The organism is Pseudomonas sp. M5 (assembly GCF_016907075.1).
GTDB lineage: Bacteria > Pseudomonadota > Gammaproteobacteria > Pseudomonadales > Pseudomonadaceae > Aquipseudomonas > Aquipseudomonas putida_E.
This window is the reverse complement of sequence record NZ_JAFBBH010000001.1, coordinates 1,682,268-1,707,120: the sequence shown is the minus strand read 5'-3', so window position 1 is coordinate 1,707,120 and position 24,853 is coordinate 1,682,268. Positions and strand designations below refer to the sequence as shown.

21 protein-coding genes are annotated in these 24,853 nt (G+C 55.6%); 3 read left to right on the top strand and 18 right to left on the bottom strand.

Annotated features, from left to right (window positions below; translation table 11 throughout):
• Nucleotides 1-412 precede the first annotated feature (412 nt).
• The 5 genes from JOE27_RS07845 to srpA are packed head-to-tail and all read right to left on the bottom strand — an operon-like array spanning nt 413 to nt 6,842.
• Nucleotides 413-706 carry a LysR family transcriptional regulator gene (locus tag JOE27_RS07845; protein WP_135198386.1) on the bottom strand — a complete coding sequence of 98 codons (294 nt, stop codon included), beginning with the start codon at nt 704-706 and terminating at the stop codon, nt 413-415.
• Nucleotides 693-1,076: an antibiotic biosynthesis monooxygenase gene (locus JOE27_RS07840; protein WP_173880923.1), complete on the bottom strand. Its 384-nt coding sequence runs from the start codon at nt 1,074-1,076 to the stop codon at nt 693-695. The genes JOE27_RS07845 and JOE27_RS07840 overlap by 14 nt, the downstream gene beginning before the upstream one ends.
• Nucleotides 1,077-1,128: 52 nt before the next feature.
• The gene (gene srpC, locus JOE27_RS07835) at nt 1,129-2,541 is read right to left on the bottom strand and encodes a solvent efflux RND transporter outer membrane subunit SrpC (RefSeq protein ID WP_135198388.1); all 1,413 of its coding nucleotides are present in this window, start codon (nt 2,539-2,541) and stop codon (nt 1,129-1,131) included.
• Complete coding sequence (srpB, locus tag JOE27_RS07830) at nt 2,531-5,680, bottom strand: solvent efflux RND transporter permease subunit SrpB (RefSeq protein ID WP_135198389.1); 3,150 nt, start codon at nt 5,678-5,680, stop codon at nt 2,531-2,533. Before srpB ends, srpC begins: the two co-directional genes overlap by 11 nt.
• A gap of 13 nt (nt 5,681-5,693) precedes the next feature.
• Nucleotides 5,694-6,842, bottom strand: coding sequence for a solvent efflux RND transporter periplasmic adaptor subunit SrpA (gene srpA / locus JOE27_RS07825; RefSeq protein WP_156352722.1), 1,149 nt, complete (start codon nt 6,840-6,842; stop codon nt 5,694-5,696).
• A 226-nt stretch (nt 6,843-7,068) separates the two neighbouring features.
• Between srpA and srpS the strand changes: the two genes are divergently transcribed.
• Nucleotides 7,069-7,848: a solvent efflux transporter transcriptional repressor SrpS gene (gene srpS / locus JOE27_RS07820; RefSeq protein ID WP_135198391.1), complete on the top strand. Its 780-nt coding sequence runs from the start codon at nt 7,069-7,071 to the stop codon at nt 7,846-7,848.
• Nucleotides 7,849-7,853: 5 nt separating this feature from the next.
• The gene (locus JOE27_RS07815) at nt 7,854-8,504 is read left to right on the top strand and encodes a TetR family transcriptional regulator (protein ID WP_135198392.1); all 651 of its coding nucleotides are present in this window, start codon (nt 7,854-7,856) and stop codon (nt 8,502-8,504) included.
• 18 nt (nt 8,505-8,522) lie between these two features.
• Here the strand turns inward: JOE27_RS07815 and JOE27_RS07810 are convergent, their stop codons facing one another.
• The 10 genes from JOE27_RS07810 to mhpB all read right to left on the bottom strand — a co-directional run bounded on the left by JOE27_RS07810 (nt 8,523) and on the right by mhpB (nt 21,186).
• Nucleotides 8,523-10,166 carry an acetolactate synthase large subunit gene (locus JOE27_RS07810; protein WP_204918468.1) on the bottom strand — a complete coding sequence of 548 codons (1,644 nt, stop codon included), beginning with the start codon at nt 10,164-10,166 and terminating at the stop codon, nt 8,523-8,525.
• Between the two features lie 194 nt (nt 10,167-10,360).
• Complete coding sequence (locus JOE27_RS07805; protein WP_173880911.1) at nt 10,361-12,109, bottom strand: FAD-dependent monooxygenase; 1,749 nt, start codon at nt 12,107-12,109, stop codon at nt 10,361-10,363.
• 373 nt (nt 12,110-12,482) lie between these two features.
• Complete coding sequence (locus JOE27_RS07800; protein ID WP_135198395.1) at nt 12,483-13,724, bottom strand: MFS transporter; 1,242 nt, start codon at nt 13,722-13,724, stop codon at nt 12,483-12,485.
• Between the two features lie 62 nt (nt 13,725-13,786).
• Nucleotides 13,787-15,055: an OprD family porin gene (locus JOE27_RS07795; RefSeq protein WP_135198396.1), complete on the bottom strand. Its 1,269-nt coding sequence runs from the start codon at nt 15,053-15,055 to the stop codon at nt 13,787-13,789.
• A 41-nt stretch (nt 15,056-15,096) separates the two neighbouring features.
• Nucleotides 15,097-16,314, bottom strand: a complete 1,218-nt coding sequence (gene mhpT / locus JOE27_RS07790; RefSeq protein ID WP_135198397.1) for a 3-(3-hydroxy-phenyl)propionate transporter MhpT — start codon at nt 16,312-16,314, stop codon at nt 15,097-15,099.
• A gap of 267 nt (nt 16,315-16,581) precedes the next feature.
• A complete protein-coding gene (gene mhpE / locus JOE27_RS07785; protein WP_135198398.1) occupies nt 16,582-17,592 on the bottom strand; it encodes a 4-hydroxy-2-oxovalerate aldolase in 1,011 nt (336 codons plus the stop codon).
• A gap of 11 nt (nt 17,593-17,603) precedes the next feature.
• A complete protein-coding gene (locus JOE27_RS07780; RefSeq protein ID WP_135198484.1) occupies nt 17,604-18,542 on the bottom strand; it encodes an acetaldehyde dehydrogenase (acetylating) in 939 nt (312 codons plus the stop codon).
• Nucleotides 18,543-18,555: 13 nt separating this feature from the next.
• Nucleotides 18,556-19,350, bottom strand: a complete 795-nt coding sequence (mhpD, locus tag JOE27_RS07775; protein WP_173880907.1) for a 2-keto-4-pentenoate hydratase — start codon at nt 19,348-19,350, stop codon at nt 18,556-18,558.
• 11 nt (nt 19,351-19,361) lie between these two features.
• Nucleotides 19,362-20,219, bottom strand: coding sequence for an alpha/beta fold hydrolase (locus JOE27_RS07770; RefSeq protein ID WP_173880905.1), 858 nt, complete (start codon nt 20,217-20,219; stop codon nt 19,362-19,364).
• 22 nt (nt 20,220-20,241) lie between these two features.
• Nucleotides 20,242-21,186 (bottom strand): 3-carboxyethylcatechol 2,3-dioxygenase, encoded by a 945-nt coding sequence (mhpB, locus tag JOE27_RS07765; RefSeq protein ID WP_135198400.1) that lies wholly within the window; start codon nt 21,184-21,186, stop codon nt 20,242-20,244.
• Nucleotides 21,187-21,511: 325 nt separating this feature from the next.
• Between mhpB and JOE27_RS07760 the strand changes: the two genes are divergently transcribed.
• The gene (locus JOE27_RS07760) at nt 21,512-22,177 is read left to right on the top strand and encodes a GntR family transcriptional regulator (RefSeq protein WP_039591843.1); all 666 of its coding nucleotides are present in this window, start codon (nt 21,512-21,514) and stop codon (nt 22,175-22,177) included.
• On the opposite strand, the gene JOE27_RS07755 is transcribed toward JOE27_RS07760, so the two are convergent.
• The 3 genes from JOE27_RS07755 to JOE27_RS07745 are packed head-to-tail and all read right to left on the bottom strand — an operon-like array spanning nt 22,172 to nt 24,812.
• Entirely contained in the window at nt 22,172-23,089 is a 918-nt protein-coding gene (locus tag JOE27_RS07755) for a transporter (RefSeq protein ID WP_232891669.1), read from the bottom strand. The two genes, JOE27_RS07760 and JOE27_RS07755, sit on opposite strands and share 6 nt — an antisense overlap.
• A 22-nt stretch (nt 23,090-23,111) precedes the next feature.
• Nucleotides 23,112-23,651, bottom strand: a complete 540-nt coding sequence (locus tag JOE27_RS07750; RefSeq protein ID WP_204918466.1) for a cupin domain-containing protein — start codon at nt 23,649-23,651, stop codon at nt 23,112-23,114.
• Nucleotides 23,652-23,696: 45 nt separating this feature from the next.
• Nucleotides 23,697-24,812 (bottom strand): alcohol dehydrogenase catalytic domain-containing protein, encoded by a 1,116-nt coding sequence (locus JOE27_RS07745; RefSeq protein WP_204918464.1) that lies wholly within the window; start codon nt 24,810-24,812, stop codon nt 23,697-23,699.
• Between the last annotated feature and the right edge of the window lie 41 nt (nt 24,813-24,853).

The following is a 24,853-nucleotide window of genomic DNA, read 5'->3' as shown; positions in this document are numbered from 1 at the left end:
TTGTTCAGCGTCTGCTGATCGTGTAGTCCTATGATAAATTGTAGTTGAACAAGCAGGGTGGTGTTGAGCGAAGAAGTCTATCGATAGTGACTATTATTATGTTTGATTTCACTGGTTGGAGGTTTTCCATTACTGTACCTCTCGATGAAGTGAGGCGCGGTACCCTTCCTTGTACCAAGCGAGTGTCCTTCATTGCCCTTTGGTGTTGCCGCTTGCCCGCAAGCGGCTTTTTTACCAAAATTCTTTAAGTCGTTGCTTCTCAGATGAGCGCGTAGTGGCCTTCATTTTGGCTCCTTGGATGGTATAAATAACCTCCCTTTACTATGGCCGTTAGGCCATAGTTTTTTTACGTCTTCGATTTGGAATAGGGTGAAGCCGCCTGGGGGAAGGCGGTTTAAATATTGCACTTAACTTACTGAGCGCTCTCTTTATCCACGCTGGCGAGTGCCTCCTGCAAAGTGTGGAATGCAGGTCCTAGAGCAGTAGCGAGCTGGTCAGCGCGCTCTGTTGGTATCCAAGGCCGCTTACCCAAAAAGAGCTCATCGCCAAATCGTTTGCGAAGCTTGGCTATGGTATTGCTGATGGCTGGCTGTTTTACCCCCAAGCGTTGGGATGCTCGTGTCACTCCTTTCTCTTGGTACACCACCAAGAAAGTGATTAAACTATGTAAGTCTGCATTCAGCAAGATTTTTTCAGGGCTCTGCATGTTGGCTCCGTATTTCACTATCCATAAATAATGATCTGAAGCAGATGCTTCGGCAGCTGGATGTCAAGCACGCTATCAACGCTGCGAAACTCGAATTTGAAAAATGATCAATCATATCCTTTTCGTTGGTCCAGAAGCCGCTAATAATCATCGAGCTGAAGTATTTGTTTAGCGCGATTATCGAGTAGCTCATGCACCCCGGCTCGGTGCGGAGCACGTTGACCAGCTCGTCTATGGCTAAAAGAACATCATCGTCAGGACGCTTATCAAAGCGAACCTCTATCGCGCTTGCTGATGTCAACGACATTGCTATTGCTCCCGATTTAAAATTGGCGTTGGCTCGCCACTTTAGGTCGAAGAATTTATTCAAGCATTCTCTTGAAAAGTAGGGCAGCACTTCTGTAAGGCGCTGCCCCAGATTCTCAGTTCTGGCTTACGCTCCAGCCGCCCCCAAGGGCTTTGTAAAGCTGGACTTCACTGTTGATTTGATCGAGCTGATCATTCAATAGCTTCTGTTGTGAGGCGAACAGTTCGCGTTGGGCATCCAGTACTGTCAAGTAGCTATCAATGCCCTGGTCGTATCGCTGCTGCGCTAAGCCAAAATACGATTTGTAGTTATCAACCAATTCGTTCTGAGCACGAAGCTGCTTACCATAAGTTCCCCTCGCAGCGAGGCCGTCGGCTACCTCCCGGAAAGCCGTTTGGATACTCTTTTCATAAGTCGCAACGCTCACATCCTTCTGAATTTCAGCGTAATCGAGATTGGCTCGCAGCTTTCCTGCATTGAAGATCGGCACACTGATTTGTGGAGCGAAGCTCCAGCTTTCAGATCCGCCGTTGAACAGTCCGTCCAGATCGCTGCTGGCTGAGCCCGCTGACGCTGTCAGGCTTATGCGTGGAAAAAATGCCGCACGAGCCGCCCCGATGTTTGCATTAGCGGCCATAAGCTGATGCTCGGCAGAACGGATGTCCGGTCTGTTTAGTAGCAGATCTGCTGGTAGCCCTGCTGGAACCTTCCCTATGGCACTCATGGCCAGTGGCAAGTTTTGTGGCAAATCAGTTGGAATCTTGCAGCCCAGCAACAATTGCAGTGCGTTTACATCCTGCGCGATACGCCGGGTGTACAAAGCCTGCTGTGCTTGGGCTTGGTTAACCAGCGTCCTCGCCTGTCGAACATCCAGCTCCGACGAAGTACCCGCCGCTGCACTGGACTCGATCATTGCCAGGCTTTCGACATAGCTGGTCAGCGTCGCTTCGGTCAGCTCCAAAAGTGCTTGGTCGGTTCGCCACAGAAAATAAGTGGTTGCCACATCGCCTATCAGTGCGATCTGAACGCTGCGTTGCGCCTCCTCAGTAGCCAGATACTTTTCAAGCGCTTGGCTGGACAAGCTTCGGATTCGGCCAAATAAGTCCAACTCGTAGGCAGTCACCAGGCCGACTTGGTACTGGCTATCGATCCGAGAATCGCCGGTGGGGGACAAATCATCAGGCAAGCGGGTTCGATTTCCAGATGCTTCGCCATCAAGTGTGGGAAACCGCTCCGCTCGTTGGATGCGGTAAAGCGCTCTGTAGGATTCAACATTTTTGGCAGCGATTCGAAGATCTCTGTTGTTCTCCAACGCCGCATTGAGGAGGCGGACCAGCGCTGGGTCTTTGAAGAAATTTTTTGCCTCGGGGAGAGCCGCCGCGATACTACGCTGGTCTCCCTGCCCGCCGTAGGCCTCGCCCGTTGGCCATTGCGCCTGCACGGGGGCGGCTGGCTGCTGGTAGTCGGGCATCAAGCTGCATCCGCTGAGCATCAGCAATGCAAAGACGGGGAGCGACTTAAACTTCATGAGTCACCTCCTTGACCGCTTTTGGCTTTCGTTTCATGAGCCCCTCGAAAAGCTTGACAACTACCACGTAGAACAGCGGAACAAAGAAGACGGCCAGCACGGTTGCTGTGATCATGCCTCCGACGACGCCCGTAGCAATGGAGTGCTGGCTCCCAGCGCCTGCGCCCGATGCAATGGCCATCGGCAGCACACCGAATGTGAATGCCAGCGAGGTCATCAAAATCGGACGCAAACGCAGCTTGGCGGCCTCTATCGCAGCTTTGACGATCGGATAACCTTCCTTTTCATACAGCTCTTTTGCGAACTCCACGATTAGGATGGCGTTCTTGGCGGACAGGCCAACTGTCGTCATCAAGCCCACCTGGAAGTACACATCCGCCGTCAGGTCGCGCCAAAGCGTTGCCAGCACGGCGCCCAAAATACCCAGAGGAACAACCATGATCACCGAGACCGGTACCGACCAGCTTTCATACAGTGCGGCCAGGCACAGGAATACGATCAGCACAGTCAATGCGTAGAGCAACGGTGCCTGGTCGCCAGTCTGTATTTCTTCATAAGAGAGACCGGTGTAGCTCAGGCCGATGCCAGCAGGCAGCTTTTGCATGATTTGAGCGATGGCAATCATCGCGTCACCAGTGCTGTATCCAGGGGCTGGCTCGCCGAGGATGTTCAGGGAAGAAATGCCACCGTAGCGCTCCAGCTTCGGTGAGCCGTTCACCCACTCACCGGTTGCAAACGCCGAGAACGGAACCATCTGGCCAAGGCTATTGCGCACGTACCATTTATCGAAGTCTTCTGGAGAGATTCGTGAGATGTCTTCGCCCTGTACGTACACCCGTTTGACCCGACCGCGGTCGATGAAGTCGTTGACATACATCGAGCCCCAGGCTGCCGACATCGTTTCGTTGATAGACGCGATGCTTACCTGCAGCGCACGGGCCTTTTCGTCATCAATGTTCACCTGGAATTGCGGCTCGTCGTCCTTACCGTTTGGACGCACTGCTTGGAGTTTGGGGTTTTCGCTTGCCAATTGCAGGAACTGGTTTCGAGCTGCCATCAATGCTTCATGACCAAGACCTAGGTTGTCCTGTAGGTACAAGTTGAAGCCCATCGCGTTCCCCATTTCCAGAATGGCAGGGGGCACGAACGCCATGACGCTGGCATCTTTGATCTTGGCAAAATTCTGATTAGCCCGTTGCGCGATGCTGAATACGTCTTGCCCAGCGCCGTGACGCTCCTTCCAATCCTTAAGGGTAATCAGTACCAGCCCCGAGTTCTGACCACGACCAGCAAAGTTGAAACCATTCACCGTCAGGAAGTGCTCAACCAACGCACCTTCATCATTGCTCAAGTAGTCTCGCACCTCTTGAAGCACACCCTCGGTGCGCTCCGCTGAAGCATTTGCCGGCGTACGCACTTCGATCATCATCAAGCCCTGATCTTCGTTGGGCAGGAATGCCTTCGGGATCTGGGTGAACAGATAGCCGGTTCCTCCAGTGATCAGCAAGAACGCAAGCAGGTATCTACCGCGCCCCTTCAGCATTGCACCGACGCCTCGCTCGAATCGCAGAGTGCCGCGGTCGAAGATGCGGTTGAACCAGCCGAAGAAGCCCTTTTTCTCGTGGTGGGAAACGCCTTCCGGAGCTTTGAGGATGGTCACGCAAAGTGCTGGAGTGAACACAAGCGCGACAAAGATCGACAGTCCCATGCAGACCACGATGGTGATCGCGAACTGTTGATAGATGATGCCAGCGGATCCACCAAAGAAAGCCATCGGTACGAACACAGCCGACAGCACCATGCCGATACCCACCAAGGCCCCGGAAATCTGGTCCATTGACTTACGGGTAGCCTCAAGTGGCGTCAACCCTTCGTCGTGCATGAGCCGCTCAACGTTCTCGACCACGACGATCGCATCATCGACCAGCAAGCCGATGGCGAGCACCATGGCGTACATGGTGAGTACGTTGATACTGAGGCCGAAATAGGGCAGAAGTGCGAATGTGGCGAGCAGCACCACGGGAACTGCCAGGGTGGGGATCAGTGTGGCCCTGAAGCTCTGTAGGAACAGATACATAACCAGGAAGACCAGTACCACCGCCTCAAAAATAGTGTGTACTACCGACTCAATCGAGGCATCAACGACAGGTGTTGTATCGTAGGGATAAACGACCTCCACGCCATCTGGCAGATAGGCCTTCTGCTCCTCCATCAGCTTCTTGACAGCTTCTACGGTCTCCAGCAGGTTGCCACCGGTGGACAAACGCAGCGCCAGACTCGCGGTTGGGGAGTCCTTGTATTTCGCGGAAATGGCGAAGCTGTCAGCCCCCAGTTCGGCACGTCCGACATCTTTCACTCGTACCTGTGAGCCGTCCGCGTTCACCTTGATCAAGATCTCATCGAACTGGCTAGGCGTTGTCATGCGCGTCTTGCCGAGAACGGTGGCATTCAGCTGGACGCCTGAGCGAGTTGGTAATCCACCCAACTGGCCAGAGGACACTTGGACGTTCTGTTCCCGGATAGCATTGGCGACATCAGTAGGTGTCAGCTGATAGCTGTTGAGCTTGCCTGGATCTAGCCAGATACGCATTGCGTAAGGCGAGCCAAACAGCTGGAAATCACCGACGCCTGGAATGCGCGAAATGGGATCCTGAAGCTGTGAAGCGATCAGGTTACCCAGGTCGAAGTTATCGAGCTTCCCCGAGCGATCCACCAAGCTCATGACCAAGAAGAAATTCATCTGGTACTTCACTACGCGAAGACCCTGACGCTGAACTTCCTCCGGCAAACGAGGTGTCGCCAGTTGCAGCTTGTTCTGCACCTGAACTTGAGCGATATCCGGATCGGTCCCCTGTTCAAAGGTCACGATGATGGTCATGCTGCCGTCAGAGGCGCTTTCAGCCGACATATATCGGAACCCATCAAGACCACTGAGCTGTTGCTCAATGACCTGGACCACCGTGTCCTGGACGGTTTGTGCAGAAGCACCTGGGTAGCTGACCTGGATCGAAACGGCAGGGGCCGCGATGTTTGGATATTGGCTAATCGGCATCTTGGCCAGCGAGAGTGCGCCGGCGAGCATGGCTACGATAGCGAGAACCCAAGCGAAGATCGGCCGGTCGATAAAGAAGCGAGACATTTACTGCGCCCTCTCAGTTAGCCGAGGCTTCAGTGGTAGCGGCGAAGTCAGCTACCAAATCCACATTCTTGGCTTCTACCGCATTGACGGCGATGCCGCTGCGAACACGTTGAATACCTTCGGTCACGATTCGCTCTCCCTCGGATACGCCTTTGCTGATCAGCCAGGCGTTGCCCACAGTTCGTAGGGTCTGGACCTCGCGGGCCTCAACAGTGTTGTCGGCCTTCACCACCCAGACACTTGGCACGCCACGCGTATCGCGGCTGATGGCTTGTTGTGGAACCAGGATCGCCGCCTGCTGCACACCTTCCTTCAGGAGGGCGTGAACAAACATGCCTGGAAGCAACTTGCGATTAGGATTCGGGAATTCGGCGCGAAGGGTTACTGAACCTGTGGTCGGATCAACGCTGACCTCAGAAAACTTAAGGGTGCCCGGGATTGGGTAAGCACTACCGTCATCCAGGGTCAGGCTGACTTCGGCCTGGTTCTCACCTGTCTTCTGAAGTCGCCCTGACTCCAATGCCTGTTGTAGGCCCAGTAGCTTCGTGATCGGCTGAGTGACGTCAACATAGATCGGGTCTAGCTGAGTAACAGTGGCGAGCGACTGTGCTTGACCGTTAGTAACGAGTGCACCCTCGGTAACTGTCGACCGTCCGATGCGGCCTGAGATCGGCGAAAGCACACGGGTGTACTGAACGTCGATACGAGCGACCTGATAGTCAGCCTCCGCCTGTTTCCATGCGGCAAGGGCATCGTCGTACTGCTGCTTGCTCACAGCCTTGGTTTTCAACAACGTTTCATATCGTCGAGCCAGGTTCTGCGCAGTAGTTCGATTAGCTTCGGCCCGACGCAATTGCGCCTCATAGGTACGCGGGTCAATTTGATAGAGCTGCTGACCCAGCTTGACCTCAGTCCCCTCAACAAAGAACCGCTTTTGAAGGATCCCCGATACTTGTGGGCGCACTTCCGCTACCCGGTAGGCCGAGGTCCGGCCGGGCAGGTCGGTTGTCAGGGTCAGAGACTGTGAGCGGACGGTGTATACGCCCACGTCAGGGGGAGGCGGAGCTGAGGCGATGTGGTCTTTTTCACCACAGCCGGTCACCAGCATCAGCGCCGTTAGGGGAATTGCATGTAATGCACGCGAGGATCGTATCTGTCTCACCGATTTGCTCCATCTCTGCGCCCCTAGGCCGGGGACTTGTAATTGCTGAATCACCATGTGGTCAAGTGTACCACTATGCGATACTATGAGCGCAAGCAAGCAGTAATAACCATCGGTCGAACGTTGGTGAGATAGATGTTCGGAACGTGTGACTGGCTAGGCGAGGCACGGAGCTCTAAAGTGGCGGCCATAACAGATGCTGCAGCGGTGCACGCTGAGGAGAGATATGAACCAATCAGACGAAGTCGGTGGCAAGGCGGGGGGTATTCAAGTCATCGCCAGAGCTGCCTCGATCATGCGAGCCCTTGGCAGTCATCCGAATGGCTTGAGTTTGGCGGCTATCGCGCAGTTGGTCGGGCTGCCGCGCTCGACCGTCCAGAGAATCATCAACGCCCTGGAAGAAGAGTTTTTGGTTGAGGCATTGGGCCCTAGTGGAGGCTTCCGCCTTGGGCCGGCGCTTGGCCAGCTCATCAACCAGGCACAATCAGACATTCTTTCGTTGGTAAAGCCGTACTTACGCTCATTGGCGGAGGAGCTTGAAGAGTCGGTCTGCCTGGCTTCTCTAGCCGGCGATAAAATCTACGTGCTGGATCGCATCGTGTCAGAACGAGAGCTGCGTGTGGTGTTTCCGATTGGCATCAATGTGCCCGCCGCTGCGACCGCCGCAGGTAAGGTCCTTTTGGCAGCGCTGCCTGAGGAGTCACTCCCAGCAGCACTCAGTGATCAACTTCCAGTGTTCACCCCAAACACGCTCGGACGACAGGCGCTGATCAAGCAACTGAGTGAAGTCAGGGCGAGCGGCATAGCAAGCGATCTGGATGAACATATCGATGGCGTTTGCTCATTCGCAACGCTTTTGGATACCTACCTTGGCTATTACTCCCTCGCAGTCGTAATGCCGAGTTCCAGAGCGAGTAAGCAGTCGGACACGATCAAAAAAGCTCTGCTATTGAGCAAGCAGAATATAGAGCGCGCCATCGGTCGCGCGTCGAAGAAAGCGCCCTAGTTAAAATGGCCAGGAAGACGGTAGCCGAGGCGGAAGAGACACGACAGCGCATTATCGACGCGGCTGTCGAGGTGTTCGCTGCCCAAGGATTTCCAGACGCTACGCTGGACCAAATAGCCCGAAAGGCGGGCGTCACTCGTGGCGCCGTTTATTGGCATTTCAATGGGAAGCAAGAAGTACTTCAGGCGGTGCTGACATCGCGGCAGCATCCACTTGAATTGGAGTTCTCCGCCGACGACGGGATCGAACTCTCCTGGGAAGCAGTGGTGACCGCCATGCTTGATGCTGTTAATAGCCCCCAGTCAAAGCAGTTCTCGGAAATCTTGATTTATCAGGGGGGGGACGAATCGGGTCTGATCCATAGCCGCATGGAGCAAGCGAGTAATCGCTTCCTGCAGTACATTCATCAGGTGCTTAGGCATGCGATTATTCAAGGTGAATTGCCGAAGACTCTGGACCTTCTCACTTCGATAGCCGTCTTCAAAGGGTTGGTCACCGGGTTGCTTTATGAGGGCCTACGCAGCCAGCATCAACCGCCTCAAGTCATCAAAGCCGCGTTGAGATCATTCTTGGCGGTGCTCAAGGAGCCTCCTCGCCACTTACTGTGCGAGGAGGTTCAAGTTCCGCAAGCCTCAACAGAGTACTGTCAACCGTAGCGCCGTTTCTGCCACTGATTAGACCGCCAGCGCTCGCTTGCGCAGTTCACTGTTCAGGATGCGGTCGTTCTCGCTGTAGTCGACTGGGCAGTCAATGACGTGAACGCCGGGGTTGGCAATACAATGATCCAACAGTGGCAGCAAAGCATCCGCGCTTTCCACCCTGTGTCCATTGGCACCATAGGCTTCGGCATATTTGACGAAGTCCGGATTGCCGTAGTCCAGACCGAAATCGGTGAAGCCCATGTTCGCCTGCTTCCAGCGGATCATGCCGTAGCCGTCGTCACGCAGGATTACCACGGTAATGTGCATGTTCAGGCGAACCGCGGTTTCCAATTCCTGGCTGTTCATCATGAAGCCACCGTCGCCACACACCGAGATCACCGGGCGGTCCGGGTACACCAGGTGCGCTGCCATGGCCGACGGCAGGCCGGCGCCCATGGTCGCCAGGGCGTTGTCGAGCAGCACGGTGTTGGGCTTGTGCGCCTTGTAGTTACGGGCGAACCAGATCTTGTAGATGCCGTTGTCTAGAGCGACGATGCCTTCGGACGGCAGCACGCGACGGATGTCGGCCACCAGGCGCTGAGGATAGACCGGGAAGCGGTCATCGTCGGCGCCTTCGGCGATCTGGGCTTCGTTGGCTTCACGAATCGCCATGAGACGGGTGAAGTCCCAGTGCGAGGTGTCGCCCAGACCTTCAGCGATCTGCCAGACGGCGTTGGCGATGTCACCGATCACTTCGATCTGCGGGAAGTACACGGCGTCGACTTCGGCAGAACGGAAGTTGATATGGATGACTTCAGTGCCGCCACGGAGCATGAAGAACGGCGGCTTCTCGATCACATCGTGGCCGATGTTGACGATCAGGTCGGCCGCTTCGATTGCACGGTGCACGAAATCACCGGACGACAGCGCAGCATTACCCAGGAAGCGCGGGCTGCGCTCGTCAACTACACCCTTGCCCAGCTGGGTGGTGACGAACGGGATACCGGTCTTATCGACCAGTTGCTTGAGGACCTTGGCGGTCATCTTGCGGTTGGCGCCGGCACCGATTACCAGGATAGGGCTGCGTGCGGTGCGCAGTTTCTCGATGGCAGCTTCGATGGCCACGTGCTCGGCCAGCGGACGGCGGTGCAGGCTCGGTGGAATTGGCAAGCTGTCGGTCTGCTCGGCGGCGATGTCTTCCGGCAGTTCCAGGTGCACGGCGCCCGGTTTCTCTTCTTCAGCCAGACGGAAGGCTTCGCGCATGCGTGCCGGGATGTTGTCGGCCGAGGCGAACTGGTGGGTGTACTTGGTGATGGGGTCCATCATGCCGCACACATCGATGATCTGGAAGCGGCCCTGCTTGGACTTCTTGATCGGCTTCTGGCCGGTAATCATCATCATCGGCATGCCGCCGAGATAGGCGTAGGCGCTGGCGGTCACCAAGTTGGTCGCGCCAGGGCCGAGGGTCGACAGGCTGACGCCGGTCTTGCCGGTCAGGCGACCATAGGTGGCGGCCATGAAGCCCGCGGACTGCTCGTGACGGGTCAATACCAGCTTAATCTTCGACTTGCGCAGGGATTCCAGTAGGTCGAGGTTCTCCTCACCGGGAATGCCGAATACATACTCGACACCTTCGTTTTCCAGGCATTGCACAACGACATCAGCGGCCTTAGCCATAGTTCACCCTCATCGCACTCGAGGCAGTTTGGACCTGAGAGGGAGGCGCAGCAGCAGGTGCGCCACTCTCCCACGGGCTCTTATCGGTTGGTTTTTACATCTAGTGTTTGCAGCGCAGCGGCCGAGTGGCCTCCAGCGCAGTTGGAGCAAATAAAAAGAAGGCCCGGCATCGAGCCGGGCCTCCGAGGTAATGCTTAACCGAGGACGCTTTGGAGAGCCTGCTGCAGTTCTGAAACTGCTTCGTCGGCCGACCAAACAGCGTTGCTGTGCCGCCAAGCGACATAGCCATCAGGTCGAACCAGAAGCGCGCCTGCCTCGTGAATCTCACGAACCGATTGCCAATCGCAGTAGAGGTCCGCGGTCCCTTTTGCGCCTGTTACAACGGTTTTCAGGAATGGCTGGTTTAAGCTTTCTGCAGCAGCCACCCATGCCTGGCCGGCAAGGCCCGTGATAAGCGTCATTTGCCCTTTACCCACGACATCGAGTGTAGAAATCCGGTGGCCGCTTTCGTTAACTAGCCAAGCGTGAGGAAGCTTGGCACCAGGGCGAGTGGTAGCCTGCAGGTACAGTTCTTTGTCACGAGCCCAGAGCTCAACACCATCCCTAGGATCAGCTTTAACGGCAGAGGACACGTAGCGCTGGTTCAGCTCGACACCTTGAGCGTTGAATTCGCGACTCTTGATTTCCAGCGCCTTCTGCAGGTTCATGCGAACTTCCACACCAGCCGGGCTGGGGTCACGCATGCGATCAAGCAGCTTGGCGATGGTGTCCACGCCATTGCCAAAGTTGAAGCACTCTTTCAGCAGGGCATAGTCCTTACGCGACTGGTTGGCACGTGCCACGATCTGCTTGCCCACGGGCGCACGCTCTGCGGTGTAGCTTTCCAGCAGATTCGGATCGGCAAAGCCTTTAAGAACGTAAGCCAGCTTCCAGGCAAGGTTGAAGCCATCCTGCATACAGGTGTTGGAGCCCAGGCCGCTTGATGGTGGGTGACGGTGAACAGCGTCGCCAGCACAGAACACTCGGCCACGGGAGTACTCGGTGGCATGTGCTTGGTTTACATACCAGGTCGACATGCGTTCGATCTGAACTTCCAGCTTGGGATCACCGACCAAAAGACGAATCTTGTCTAGTACCACTTCTGGGGATAGATCCGGAGCGCCTTTGGTTATGTCGAAGCCCCAACCCGCAATCCACTGATCCCACGGACGGATGGCGCGCAACAAACCCATGCCGATCTCACCGAAACCAGCTTCTGGAGTAGCGATCCACTGCAGGATACTTGGACGGTGTTCTACGTACTTGCTCAGGTCTGCGTTGAAAATGACGTAAGCGGTTCCAGCCCTTGCCATCTCGCCTACGATCGGTAGGTCGATTTCTTTGGCTACTTTGGAGTTGGCTCCATCGGCGCCCACCAGATACTTCGCTCGGACCTCGTATTCGATACCGGTCAGAACGTCCTTCATGCGAGCAGTTACACCTTCGGCATCCTGCTTATGGCTCAAGTATTCGGTGTTGAAGCTCACTTGAGCACCGCGTGCTGCAGCATGCTTGAGCAGGATAGACTCCATTTCAGGCTGGATGAGATCCAGCATGGTGCATGGACTGCCCTGGACGTAGTCGCCCTTGCGTTTGTCGCCAGTGCCCCAGGTGCGCATACGTGCGATTTCTTCACCTGCCAAACTGGTGGTGAACAGCGTATCGCCCATCTGATCCCAGGGCGTGGCCGCTCTCACCACCTCCTCTTCCAACCCAAGGTCACGCACGACCTCCATGGCACGCTGGTTCGTGATGTGAGCGCGCGGCGAGTTTGCCAGCCAGTTGAACATGGTGACCATTTTTACCCGCACACCGTAGGTGGCGAGTGCTAGGGCAGTGGTCGCACCAGCAGGGCCAGTGCCGATCACCAAAACATCGGTGTCAAAGCTATTGGAGGTAGTCATTTTCTTATTCTCCAGGCGTTACAAAGGTCGTTTCGAGCTCGCAAAGGCTCGGATCAGTTTTGGTGCTGGAAACCGGAACGCCGACGAACTAGGCGTCAGGTAGTGCCAGCTTTTAAGGACGAACGTCAGAACGCTGCGACTTAGAGTGCGCGTATGTGATGAGGGGCTGCTGCATGGGACCTCCGGATATTTATTGTTCTTTAGGTTCAGGGCAATCAGGTCAACGCAAAGTGCGAGGAGTAGCCTGCCGCCAACCCATGCTTGCATGCTAGCATGCAAGCATGGCGTAGACAACGAGGCCGAAGCTGCATTTCGTCAGCCTCTCTAGTGCCTGCTTTTGCCCATCCCCTGGGGGCACTCAGCGCGCAAGCAGTTAAGTTTTTTCAACCGCTTCAATTTCTTCTCTTTCTGATATGGGGCGACAAGTAGCTATCATACCTACCAGAGCAATGAGGGCCGCAGCTAGGCAGAAACTCATCAACAGCAACGCTGCACTCAAGGCCGGCATCAGCTCGTAGAACCAAGGAAGAGTCACACTAATCCCTGCGGAGAAAAGCATTTGAACAGTCCGGAGGAGTCCTGAGGCGGTGCCTCTATCCTCCGTTGCCGTTGAAAGTGCACTGTGGGTTGCTGCTGGGGATACCAATCCAAAAAAATAGATCGTTAGGCTGGTAAATACGACAAGCATGGTTAACGAAATTTCGCCGAGCGTTCTCTGCAGTACGAGTGCTGCGATGCTAATCAGTAAGCCTGAACAGCCGATCACCATGACCCTTCTGTCGGTCCAGCCTCGACGGTTCAAGGCAGCGGTGGTCAAGGAGCCAAAAAACGCGGCACCTGAGATGAGAGAAATAAGCAATGAAAATTGAAGCCCCGTTACAGAGTAATCACCGTAAAAAATTTTTGGCGAAGCCGTGATGAATACGAACATGATGGTAAAGCAAGCGGCATAGATGATTGATGAGCAGGAAAAAACCAGGTTCTTCAAAAATGCCGCGCATCGAATGACTGCTGAGGTGAACGAGATTTGCTTACGCAGGGTCGGTATAAGTGTTTCTTTATAGGTTAAACAGAGCCCAAGCCAAATGGCGGCCCCCGCCAGCGCCTGTACGAGGTGAACCGTACGCCAGGACCAGAAATCAGTGATCACGCCGCCAAGCAATGGCGCGATCAATGGTCCGAGACCCACAACCGCCGTCAAGCTGGCTATATGGGTGCGTGCTGTCTGTTCTGGAAGACTCTCTCTGACAATCGAGAACGGAAGGGCAACACATGCACCGGCAGCGGCACCCTGGAAAGCTCTAGCCACAAGCAGAGCCGTGAAGTCACTGGAGTGTGAACAGGCTAAAGCTGCGAGGCTGTAGCATAATAGGCTGACTAGTAGCGTGATGCGACGACCGAAGCGATCAGCGATCAGCCCGCTGACAAGAGGTGTTGAGCAGAACCCAGCGAGGAATATCGCCAAGGTCAACGAGCCTTTTCCCCCTTGCACACCCAGTTCATGCTCCAAGTTAGGAATCCCAGGCAAGGACATGTCAATTGACATTGGGCCAAGCGCGCAGATCGCACCAAACAGAAAAGTAAACCAGATCCCTAGTGTGCTGCGACCTGTCATGCTCAACTCCTATGTCGTCACTCTTTTTCTTCCCCGGATTGAAACGGCACTAGCGCGTCGTTTCACCACAAAGCAAATGTGTAGTCGACGTTCACTCGCAGCTCATTGTCATCACGGTGAGTAGCGCCAGGACCGAAATCATTTCGATACCAAGCGTGCCTTACTCGGAGTGCCACATCTTTGAAGGTACCGCTCTGGATGACATAGGAAAGCTCGACGTCTTTTTCCGACTCTTTGAGATTGCCGCCGCCAAGGTTCGGAAGATCAATGTTGTCCCCGCTGACGTAACGCAACATGCCCTTCAGTCCTGGGACGCCAACCCCAGCGAAGTCATAGTCGTACTTGACCTGCCAGCTTCTCTCTTTAGGGTTTAGGAACTCCGAGCTTAGGGTGCCTTCGGTTATCACCAGAGGCTCAGTACCAAAGAGATAGGGCATAGCGGTATCGCCGGTCAGCTGCATGAAGCCAACGCCGAGACGATGCACGCCGAGCTGGTAGGTCATCATCAATGCAGTATTGCGGTTGTCTACCTGCCCAGCTTTTGCGGATCCATTGTCTTTGGAGTCATAGAAGCGGAAGTCGGAAGTGAGCCGTCCTGAACCCAGCTCACGGGTGTCGACGAAACCGAGGTAGTTCTTGTCGTAGATGTCTTCCAGCTCTGCGTAGTAGTACTTGAGGGTTAGGTTTTTGGACCAGGCGTAATCGCCGCCCAAGAAATAGAAGGCATCAGACTCCGCAGCTCCGTTGAAACGTCCGTTCGGCGCTGAAACTCGCATCTTTTGGTAATCAGTTGAATCTCGTAGGTTGATTCGGTCCAACCACCCCGCGTGCAGTGACAAATTGCTGATGTCTTGCGAGCGCAGGTAGGTCCCGCGGAAAGTCTGTGGCAGCAGCCGTGTTGGACTTGCGAATGCGATCGGCAAGAACGTGCTCACAGTGCCGTACTGCAGCTCGGTTTTGGAAACTTTGATCTTCGCTGTGAGCCCTAGCTCGGAGTAATCCTTAGCGGGCTCCCTGGTGGCGGCAGAGAACGGCAAGAGGCCAGTGCCTACCCGGTCTGGTGAGGAGTCCAGGCGCAAACCCATCATGGCTTGAGCATCCAATCCAAAGCCGACCACGCCCTCGGTGAAGCCCGAGTTGAAATTGACGATGAAGCCTTGGGCCCACTCTCGCGCCGCAGCTTGCGGCGTCTGGTTGATGTAATTGCGATCGAAGTAATAGTTGCGCAGCGTTACCTTAGCTTTCGAATCTTCCACGAACCCGGCTGCCTGGAGTGAAGCAGCATGCATAGCCAGCAGCCCGGCGAATGCAATAGTTGTTGATTTGCTCATGTCGTGTCTTCTTTTTTGTTTTTGTGATGACGCAATTTCGGTCAAACCGCTGAAGCACTCAGCTCAGGGCGCTTCTTCAGAGACGAGAGATAAAGCAGCGAGATAGCCGCTAGAACGATGCCCGGCGCCGAGGCCAACATTACGCCGCCCGCACCGGCCCCCAGGACCATCATTTTTCCTACGACGAGTGGTCCCGTCATGGCACCAATACGACCGACAGCGAGTGCTGCGCCGGTCCCGGTCGCCCGGCCATTGGCGGGATAGAACTGAGGAGCAAGGGCGTAGAGCACGCACTGGCCACCCGTTGTGAAGATGCCGGCCAAGAATCCTGCACCGATCATGGTAGGGAGTGAAGCCGCCACGGTCAGGCAGGCCAAGGAAATCAGAATGCCCCCATAAACCAGTGCCGACATGGCCCAGATAGGTAGGCGATCCATGGCAACGCCGAGCATCAACGTACCCACGGCCGCTCCAAGCTGCATGGCCAATACGACGACGCTTGCCTCGCTCGGTTTGAATCCCTGTCCAATCAGGATGCTTGGCAGCCAGTTGATCAGGATGTAGGTGACCATCAGTGTGAAGAAGAAGCTAACCCACAGGAGCAGGGTTTTCTTCAGTGCACCGCCTTCAACCAGGATGGCTTTGGTGGAGGGAACTTCGATCGTGGTGGTGGCTGCAATTGATTGCTTGTACACGTCGGGCAGGAAGAGAACCAGCAAGGGAACGATGACCAAAGGGACCACGCCGCCGACGTAGAAGACGAGCTTCCAGCCAGCCCCGAAATCCAGCAGCCCAATGGCGGCTGCCAACGCGGCCCCCAGCGGTACACCGCAGTACATCAAGCTTACTGCCGTGCCTCGCATGCGCTCACCAGCGGCTTCAGAGGCGAGTGCAATCAGGTTGGGCAGCGATGCTCCCAACCCCACGCCTGTCAGGAGCCGGGCGAACAGCAACGCGCTGAAGCTCCAGGCAACCGTAGTGACGAGGGAGAAGATGCCGAATAGTGCAACCGAGACGATGAGTACTTTCTTCCGGCCATAGCGATCAGCAAGGCGGCCGCCAATGAAAGCGCCTGGGAGCATACCAAGTACGCCAACACTGAAGACCCAGCCCATTTCCAGCTTATCCAAGCTGTAGTCGGCAGACATGCCGTGAGCCGCGATCCCTGGGGCTTGGAGATCCAAGCCTTCCATCAATGCTACGAGGAAGCAAAGCGCGATGGTGATGAAAAGTTTGGTCTTGTCAGTTTTGTCAGTCATAGCGACCCCCTCCGAAGCCCTTGAAAGGTCTTCAGAAAACACGTGATTGTGGTTTTAGTAACGCCAGTAATGTGGAGCTACATCAGCTCAGTAATCACTCAGAAAAGAGTGAGTAGGTGGGCTGATCACTGCGTGTTCGGAGGTGCTGCCAGTAGGGATTTTGCGAGGCATTCATGTCGGGTGGTCTCTCTTATTGTTGTCTCATAGACCCCCTCCCTGACGGGAGGGGATTGCTGCAGACAGCTTGCGTGGAGCTGTCTGCGAACCTCAGCGCTTCAGCAAATCCAGTGCGACATCGACGATCATGTCTTCCTGGCCACCGACCATGCGGCGTTTGCCCAGCTCGACCAGGATGTCTACTGCTTTGATGTCATAGCGCGCAGCTGCAACTTCTGCATGGCGAAGGAAGCTCGAATACACACCGGCGTAGCCGAGCGCGAGAGTCTCCCGATCAACACGTACCGGGCGATCCTGGAGTGGGCGAACCAGGTCATCTGCTGCGTCCATCAGGGCGTACAGGTCAGTGCCGTGATTCCAGCCCAGCTTGTCTGCTGCCGCAATGAACACTTCCAGTGGGGCATTACCAGCACCGGCGCCCATGCCTGACAGGCTCGCGTCGATGCGGTCACAGCCTTCCTCCACGGCGACGATCGAGTTGGCTACGCCGAGGCTCAGGTTGTGGTGTGCGTGGATACCGGTATGAGTGGCCGGATCAAGCACCCCTTTCACTGCGCGGAAGCGCTCACGAATGTCATCCATATTCATCGCGCCGCCGGAGTCGACGACGTAAATGCAGGTGGCACCGTAGCTTTCCATCAGTTTTGCCTGCTGCGCGAGGCCTTCGGGGGTCTGCATGTGGCTCATCATCAGGAAGCCAACCGTGTCCATGCCGAGCTTACGGGCGTATTCGATGTGCTGCTTGGAGACGTCTGCCTCGGTGCAATGGGTGGCGACACGGACGACGCGAGCGCCTGCGGTATAGGCCGCTTTGAGGTCGTGTAGAGTACCAATCCCTGGGAGCAGCAGTGTTGCAATCTTGGCGTGCTTCACCGCGTCGGCGGCAGCTTCGATCCACTCGATATCGGTGTGTGCGCCGAAGCCGTAGTTGAAGCTGGAGCCTTGAAGGCCGTCACCATGGGCTACTTCGATCGAATCGACCTTGGCGACATCCAGTGCTCGAGCGATTGCCTGGACCTGATCCAGTGAGTACTGGTGACGAATAGCGTGCATACCATCACGCAGGGTCACGTCCGAAATGTAGAGCTTTTTACCGTTCATATCTGCGCTCCTCAGGCTTGGCTCATCGACTGTGCCATGCGCTCGGCGGTAGCCAACGCAGCAGAAGTCATGATGTCGAGATTGCCTGCGTACGATGGCAAGTAATGGGCAGCACCCTCGACCTCAAGGAAAACAGAGGTCTTCAGGCCACTGAATTTGCCTTGGCCGGGAATGTTCAGTGGGGCAGATTCAGGGATGACTTCAAACTGCACTTTCTGCTTGAGGCGGTAGCCGGGGACATACGCATTCACTGCGGCAACCATTTCTTCAATGGAGGCCTCAACCTGATCCTGGTCCGCTGCTTCAGACAACACGTAGACGGTGTCGCGCATCATCAGAGGAGGCTCAGCCGGATTCATGATGATGATGGCTTTACCTTTGGCTGCGCCGCCAATGACTTCGATGGCTTTCGAGGTGGTTTCAGTGAATTCGTCGATGTTCGCTCGGGTGCCTGGGCCCGCCGATTTGGAGGCAATTGATGCGACGATCTCTGCGTAATGCACTTTGGCAACACGCGATACTGCAGCGACCATTGGAATAGTTGCCTGGCCGCCGCACGTGACCATGTTCAGGTTCTGCGCGTTGACGTGTTCTTCGAGGTTAACCACTGGTACGCAGTAAGGGCCGATAGCTGCCGGAGTAAGGTCGATCACCCGGATGCCTGGCTTGCACTCACGCAGCATGGCGTCGTTTTTGACGTGAGCACCGGCACTGGTAGCATCGAAGATGAAATCGATGTCAGCAAACTCTGGCATTTTGACCAGGCCAGCGACACCTTCGTGAGTGGTAGCCACGCCCATTCGGCCTGCGCGGGCCAGACCATCAGAAGCAGCGTCGATACCAACCATCACGGCCATTTCCAGGTGCTTGGCATTGCGCAGGATCTTGATCATCAAATCGGTGCCGATGTTTCCGGAGCCGACAATGGCGACTTTGCGTTTTGTAGTCATTTCTAGATCTCCATCACTCGACACTGAACGACACGCCGACGCGGCCAAGGCCTTCGATTTCGGCTTCAAAATGATCACCTGCGCTTACGCCGACCATCGGTCCCAGGGCACCTGTGAGGATGATGTCGCCTGCTTTGAGAGGTTCACCAAACTCAGCCATTGTGCGAGCGAGCCAAACAGCTGCATTCAGCGGATTACCCAGGCATTCGGCACCACTGCCAGAGCTGACGACCTCACCGTTTTTAGAGAGCCGCATCGTTGCGCCGCGCAGGTCTAGGCCATCAATGCGCTGTGCAGGGCCGCCAAGGACAAAACACCCGCTTGATGCGTTATCAGCCACGGTGTCGGCGAATTTGATGTTCCAGCCCTCAATGCGGCTGCCGACAATTTCAAGCGCCGGGAGAACCCAGCCAGTTGCGGCGATGACGTCTGCGAAAGTTGTGGAAGCGCTAGGCAGGTCGCGTTCCAGAACCAGTGCAATTTCTGCCTCGATTTTGGGCTGCAGAACACGTTCGAACGGAACCACTTCGTTGTCGCCGTACGCCATGTCTGCAAACAGGCAGCCGAAGTCCGGCTGGTCTACGCCCAGCTGGGCCTGGACCTTGGGGTTGGTCAATCCAATCTTGCGGCCAACCAGACGCTGTCCATTTGCGATGGCATGGGCTTGGTTCAAGCGTTGAATCGCATAGGCACTTTCCACGTTTGTGGCGCCGATCACGTCACGCAGTGGTCCAACAGGCTCGCCCTTTCCTTCAGCTCTGCGCAGATCAGCCGCCAAGCGCTCAAGGGTCTCTTGTGTAATGTTCATCGTGACCTCGATCAGTGGGTGAGGAAGTCGAGAACCATGCGGTTGAACGTGTCCGCGTGTTCCCATTGGGCCCAGTGGCCGCATTTGTTGAAGACATGCAGTTGAGAGTTGGGGATGCCGGCAACCAGGCGTAGGCCGGTGTCCATCGGGACAAAGCGGTCATTGCGACCCCAAACTACGAGGGTCTCGGCCTGAATCTCGCCGAGGCGATGGCTGAAGTCAGGGAACTGCTTGAGGTTCGCAGCGAGGCTCGCGGTGAAATTTTCGAGGTGGTCTTTTCGAGCCAGCATGTTGTCCAGGCGCGCTTGGAACAGTTCCTCGGTGAGGTCGCTGGTGTCGTAGACGAAGATGTTCATCATCTTCTTGAGGTTTTCGATCGTTGGCTCGCGGTACAGGCCGTTGAGTAATTTGATGCCTTCAGTCGGCATTGATACGAATGGGCTGACCCCGCCGGTGCCTCCGCCCATAAGCACGAGTTTGCCTACGCGCTCAGGCCAAGTCAGCGTGAAGGCTACGGCTGTATGGCCACCCATGGAGTTGCCGAGCAAGTGCACCTTGTCCAGGTCCAGCTTATCGACCAAACCTTTCAGAACACGGGCATTAAGATCGGAGCGAGAGCCTGTGCTGACGATCGAATCACTTTTACTCCAGCCAGGGCAGTCCATGAGGATGACCCGGAAGCCAGCCTCTACCAGTGGCTCGATGTTGCGATTGAAGTTGGCCCAGCCGCTAGCACCAGGGCCAGAACCGTGCAGCATGACAACCGTTTCTTTGCCTTCACCGCAGTCGTTGTAATGAATATTCAGATCCAGCTCGCCGTCTTGGACGCGAACGAATTTGCTGGTGTCTTTTTCAGTAATTGCAGTCACGATTGATTCTCCGTGAAGGTTGTTAGCGCTGAGAGTGCGCACTGATAGAGCCGAAGCCTGCGATCCACTCCGGGATCTCTCGGTAGTAGCGATCAGTTGCGGTGTATGCGCCGTGGGCAGCGAGCGCTGAGAACGCAGCGACCCAGGCCTTGACCTCATGCGTGGATTTGCCGGCCAATTCGGAAAGATGTGCGTTGGGGAGCTGATCCAGATCGCTCAACAGGTCCTGCTCAACAACGTCGAGGAAGTATTGATCCCACTCGGGATTCAGCGGGTGGAGGGTGTTCTGATCTTCGACAAATCGCTCAGCTGCGATGACCACGCGTTGGGTGCGAGCGGTGCGCTCGTCTTCTGGCAGGTTGCGGCCACTGCCCATGAGCCGATCAGCCATCCGGGCATCGACTTTGGCTAACTCCGGAACTGGAGGTTGGTGTGAAAGGCCCCCCGATCCCAGGAACAGCACCCGCTTGTTCAGGGTGCGCGTAAATCGACCGACCGCATCACCCATCAATCTGACTCGCTCGAAGGTAGGCAGAGGCGGGGCCACACAGTTCACGAAGATCGGCAAGACCGGATACTTGTCCAGGCCGCCGAGAAGGAATTCGAGCGGTTGAGCGAAGCCGTGGTCGACCTGCATGCGATACGAAACAGGCATGTCGATGCCATTGCTCAGCAGAGACTCAGCACAAGCTTCAGCGATGGATTTGGGGACAGACAGGGTGCCGGCGAGCGAGCCGAAATCGCCGATGGCTTCTGCCGCCATGCCCAGGCAGAAAGGGGGCATGACATCGTAGAAGAAGCCGTTGTAATGGTCTGGAGCGAAAAGCACCACGAGCTCAGGATCGAAAGCGGCGATGCGTGCACGGGCGGCGCGGATCACCTCATCTACTTCATCGAGCACGTTCTTGGGCGGATCGAAATGCCCAATGAGGGGCGTGTGCGATAGGCAATGCAGGTAAGCGTTCATCGATACGAAACCTTTACGTCGTGCCCCAGTGCAGGCCGCCTCGCACTGGGACGGCATGAGCGCTTTCCTCAATGCCTTACGGCAGAGGGGCAGCGCCATGCAGGTAGATTTGTTTTTGTCTGCCTGATCATCATGCACGCTAGAATGCTAGCATGCAAGCTTAGAGATGCCCGCTCATCGTCGTATGGATTCACGCGTTGGGAATGGGTCGCGACGGATGACGAAGCGATTGGTGCGAAAATCTGGTTTACTATCCGAAATGCTAGTATGCAAGCCAGTTAGCGAAATGTTGAATCGCGCACTCAGTCCTAGGAAGATCACACCGATGCAAGTGGCAAACAAGAAGACCGCTATCTATCAGCACATTTTGGAACGCCTACTGAATCGTAGATATGCGTTCGGTGAAAAAATCCTGGTAAAGGAAATCAGCGAGGAAACGGGTGTCAGTCGTCAGCCAATCATGACCGCACTGAACAGCCTGCAGGAGAGGGGCTTTGTCGTGATCACTGCCCAGGTTGGATGTGAGGTTGTGCACCCTACACGTTTGGAAGTTGATGACTTCTACCAAATGTTTGCGAACAACGAAGCGCTTATCGCAGGGCTTGCTGCTGAGCGTGGCTCCCCTGATGATGTGCTGCGTATGTCCGAGATCAACGACAAAATTAGAAGCATCAATCCAGCTCACAGCGATGCTGCCGACAGTTATCGGAATTTGAACGTAGAATTCCATCGCGTGCTGCACTCAATGGCGAAATCGCCAATACTCTCGTCACGCCAAGTAGCAAATTTCGAGCTATCCGACTTTTTCATCGTGCAAACCTGCGGCTTCCAAGTGCACTTGGGGGCTGCTACTGATGAGCATGATGAGATTCTTGCAGCGCTTAAAACCAGGAACAAAAAGGCTGCAGCCAATGCGGCTGCGAGCCATATTCACAGTGTGGCGAAGGATGTCGTATCTAAAATGCCTGAGGCTGAGAAGCTAGCCTCATAGCGGGAACGCGAACTCAAGCCATAGAGAGTCGCCTTTGGGACCGTTCTTGACCGCGGTCTCACGCATCCACTTGAGCACGACCCCTGACTTCTGATCAAACGCATAGAAGATTTGGGGGCCAACGGCGAATTTACTCAGCCGGTTCCCATCATCGAGGTCACCATGGTCGTAGCGATCATCGGTGACCTGCTTGGTGTAATATCCCACCAAACCCAGCTGAACCTTGGGATTGGACTGCAGCCTGTAGCCAAGCAGGTAGTCGACGTTGAACACGTTGCCCGAGCGATAGTCGGTGTCGTCGTTCTTCGCATTGATGGTGAAGGTCGGTGCAATCGAGACCTCCCAGTTAGGGTGGGGGAACCAGGTTAGGTCAAATTCCTGAGTATAGCTCGCATAGCCTGGCGGGCTATTCGCTAACTTATTACCGTCATAGTTTCCCAATGGGACAAAGGCACTGAATCCCGTTAGCAAGTGCAAGTTTTCGGAAGGCGAGTAGCCGACATATAGAGGGGTAAGGTACAGCTGCCTGAAGCCGGAGTCTGTATCACTGTTTCCGAATGCCTCAACCTTGATCTTGTTCGCTGACCCGATGATTCCGCTGCTGAGAGTAACGCCGCTATCGAATTTCACGTCCCACGTGTGCACCACACGAATAGCTTGAACAAAATTCTCCAAGCTGAACCCTGGGACAGAGGATTTGCCACTGTTGTCTTTAAAGCTATCCGCCTTGTAGTAGGCGGTATAACTGTACAAAGAGGTTTCACCTGGTGGGGGCAGGATTGCCGGAAGAACGGTCTGTACGCCTAGCGGCCAAACGGTATCTCCACTTTCAGTACCGTAACATAGCGAAGAAACGAGCAAAGAGCATCCGAACGCGCTAGCAACGCCGGCGCGTGTTACATAACTTTTCATTGTTATTATCCTATGTAATTTTTTACCGCAGGACGTGGGCGCCAATCAGGACGAATGTAACCAACGCAGGTTCGGTCCCGGGGTTTCGCCAAGCATGTATATTGCCTTGCTGCACCACGATGTCTCCGCTCGCGAGCTCCCTGATCTGGCCGTCGTCCAGTTCGAGAATGAGAGGGCCTTTGACCACAATGCCGTAGTCGACTGTCGGAGATGCGTGCATGCCTGGTCGCTCAGGGTCGAAGCATTCATACAGTCCAAGCAGGTGGCGTTGCTGCTCAGCATGGGCCTCCTCGGGATTGAAATCCGAGGACTGGAAGACTGAGTCAGGCGGGAAGCTCACCGCCAGACACTTGGTTTCTCCAGGCTGAGGCAGCAGTGAAGAGCTGGCTTGAACTGGATCGTCAAATGCTTCAGGAAGGGACGGAGATGCCACCGTTTGCCATATTAAAGAAGTAGCGAATCCTGGAATATTTTTGTACTCATGGGTCTGAGGCGCGAAACCGTCGGCTAGGAATACAGCTTTACCATTCTGCGTGCCTGCAACTACTCGTCTCACTTTCATGTTGGATCTCCGACTGAGCGCCGCCCGATCGAGCGGCGCTGCGTTTCAGGTCAGGCTGGGATTGATTACAACGTTGGTGAAACCGCCTTTGCGATCTGCTATCGCATCCATCGCCTCGTTGACCTGTTCGATGGCGAATACTTCCTGGTCGAATACCGATAGGTCCAAGGTGCCAGCGGCAGCCATTTCGGCCATGTCCTGACCTTCTGCCACAGTGAACCAGAGGGAGCCGATCACGCTAATCTGGAAGCACATGAGTTTGAACATCGGTACTGGCAGGTCCTCAGACATACCCCCGATATCCACCATGCGGCCGCCGCGGCGAAGGGCACCAATTGCGTCAACGGTAAGTTCGTGAGGAGCGCCAGGGCCCACCGCATCAATGAAGACGTCAGCACCGAGTTCATCGGTGTGCTTACGAACCCAATCACCCAGTGGCTCATCCCCGACGGAAATCGTGAAAATCCGATCTGGAGCGAGAGCGCGAACGCGCTCCAACAATTGGCGGTTGCGAGCCATTGCGAAGATTTTTGTAGCCCCCATCGCCAGGGCAAGCAGGACAGCTCCAAGTCCGAGCGTACCGGTGGCGCCACTGATCAGCACAGATTGACCAGAGCACACGCCTGCTTTGCGAAGGGCCGAATAGGCGGTGCCTAGATAGCCAAACCGGCATCCTTGTTCGAAGGAGATAGCTTCAGGGAGCTTGACCAAGCCCGACGCCGGCGCGGTCATGTATTGGCATAGCCCGCCGTAGGGATAATCTTCGAAGATTTCTTGGGAGCCTGGGCCAAACCCGAAGTAGCCCTGGAAGGTGAAAGCGGTGCAGTTGATATGCTGACCGCGCAAGCAGGCATGACAGGAGCCGCAGCTACGGCCGGGGTTCACGTACACGCGGTCTCCGACTTTGATGCCGTGCACGCCTTCACCCACCTCTTTAACGATGCCAGCAGCGTCCAAACCGTAGACCGCCGGCAGCTTCGGAAGCGGGAGGTAGGGGAACCAGGTGGAGTAGCTCTCGATGACATTGCGAAGGTTAGGCACCAAGTTGCAAGCCTTCACCTCAACAACTACGTCGTGTGCACGTGGTTTCGGGACCTCGATCGAGTCGAGCTGGAAGGTCTGACCAACCTTATGCAGACGGGCAGCTTTCATCATGCTCATTTCTATTTTCCTTATTTTCATTGGGCCAGAGGCCGTGGGCA

What these genes read in the sequence shown, in the direction of transcription:
- JOE27_RS07745 (WP_204918464.1), bottom strand. Translation starts at nt 24,812, where the DNA reads ATGAGCATGATGAAAGCTGCCCGTCTGCATAAGGTTGGTCAGACCTTC.
- srpS (WP_135198391.1), top strand. Translation starts at nt 7,069, where the DNA reads ATGAACCAATCAGACGAAGTCGGTGGCAAGGCGGGGGGTATTCAAGTC.
- JOE27_RS07760 (WP_039591843.1), top strand. Translation starts at nt 21,512, where the DNA reads ATGCAAGTGGCAAACAAGAAGACCGCTATCTATCAGCACATTTTGGAA.
- JOE27_RS07750 (WP_204918466.1), bottom strand. Translation starts at nt 23,651, where the DNA reads ATGAAAGTGAGACGAGTAGTTGCAGGCACGCAGAATGGTAAAGCTGTA.
- JOE27_RS07810 (WP_204918468.1), bottom strand. Translation starts at nt 10,166, where the DNA reads ATGGCTAAGGCCGCTGATGTCGTTGTGCAATGCCTGGAAAACGAAGGT.
- JOE27_RS07800 (WP_135198395.1), bottom strand. Translation starts at nt 13,724, where the DNA reads ATGACAGGTCGCAGCACACTAGGGATCTGGTTTACTTTTCTGTTTGGT.
- mhpT (WP_135198397.1), bottom strand. Translation starts at nt 16,314, where the DNA reads ATGACTGACAAAACTGACAAGACCAAACTTTTCATCACCATCGCGCTT.
- srpB (WP_135198389.1), bottom strand. Translation starts at nt 5,680, where the DNA reads ATGTCTCGCTTCTTTATCGACCGGCCGATCTTCGCTTGGGTTCTCGCT.
- JOE27_RS07805 (WP_173880911.1), bottom strand. Translation starts at nt 12,109, where the DNA reads ATGACTACCTCCAATAGCTTTGACACCGATGTTTTGGTGATCGGCACT.
- mhpB (WP_135198400.1), bottom strand. Translation starts at nt 21,186, where the DNA reads ATGAACGCTTACCTGCATTGCCTATCGCACACGCCCCTCATTGGGCAT.
- JOE27_RS07845 (WP_135198386.1), bottom strand. Translation starts at nt 706, where the DNA reads ATGCAGAGCCCTGAAAAAATCTTGCTGAATGCAGACTTACATAGTTTA.
- JOE27_RS07815 (WP_135198392.1), top strand. Translation starts at nt 7,854, where the DNA reads ATGGCCAGGAAGACGGTAGCCGAGGCGGAAGAGACACGACAGCGCATT.
- mhpD (WP_173880907.1), bottom strand. Translation starts at nt 19,350, where the DNA reads ATGAACATTACACAAGAGACCCTTGAGCGCTTGGCGGCTGATCTGCGC.
- JOE27_RS07755 (WP_232891669.1), bottom strand. Translation starts at nt 23,089, where the DNA reads ATGAAAAGTTATGTAACACGCGCCGGCGTTGCTAGCGCGTTCGGATGC.
- srpC (WP_135198388.1), bottom strand. Translation starts at nt 2,541, where the DNA reads ATGAAGTTTAAGTCGCTCCCCGTCTTTGCATTGCTGATGCTCAGCGGA.
- JOE27_RS07795 (WP_135198396.1), bottom strand. Translation starts at nt 15,055, where the DNA reads ATGAGCAAATCAACAACTATTGCATTCGCCGGGCTGCTGGCTATGCAT.
- mhpE (WP_135198398.1), bottom strand. Translation starts at nt 17,592, where the DNA reads ATGAACGGTAAAAAGCTCTACATTTCGGACGTGACCCTGCGTGATGGT.
- JOE27_RS07780 (WP_135198484.1), bottom strand. Translation starts at nt 18,542, where the DNA reads ATGACTACAAAACGCAAAGTCGCCATTGTCGGCTCCGGAAACATCGGC.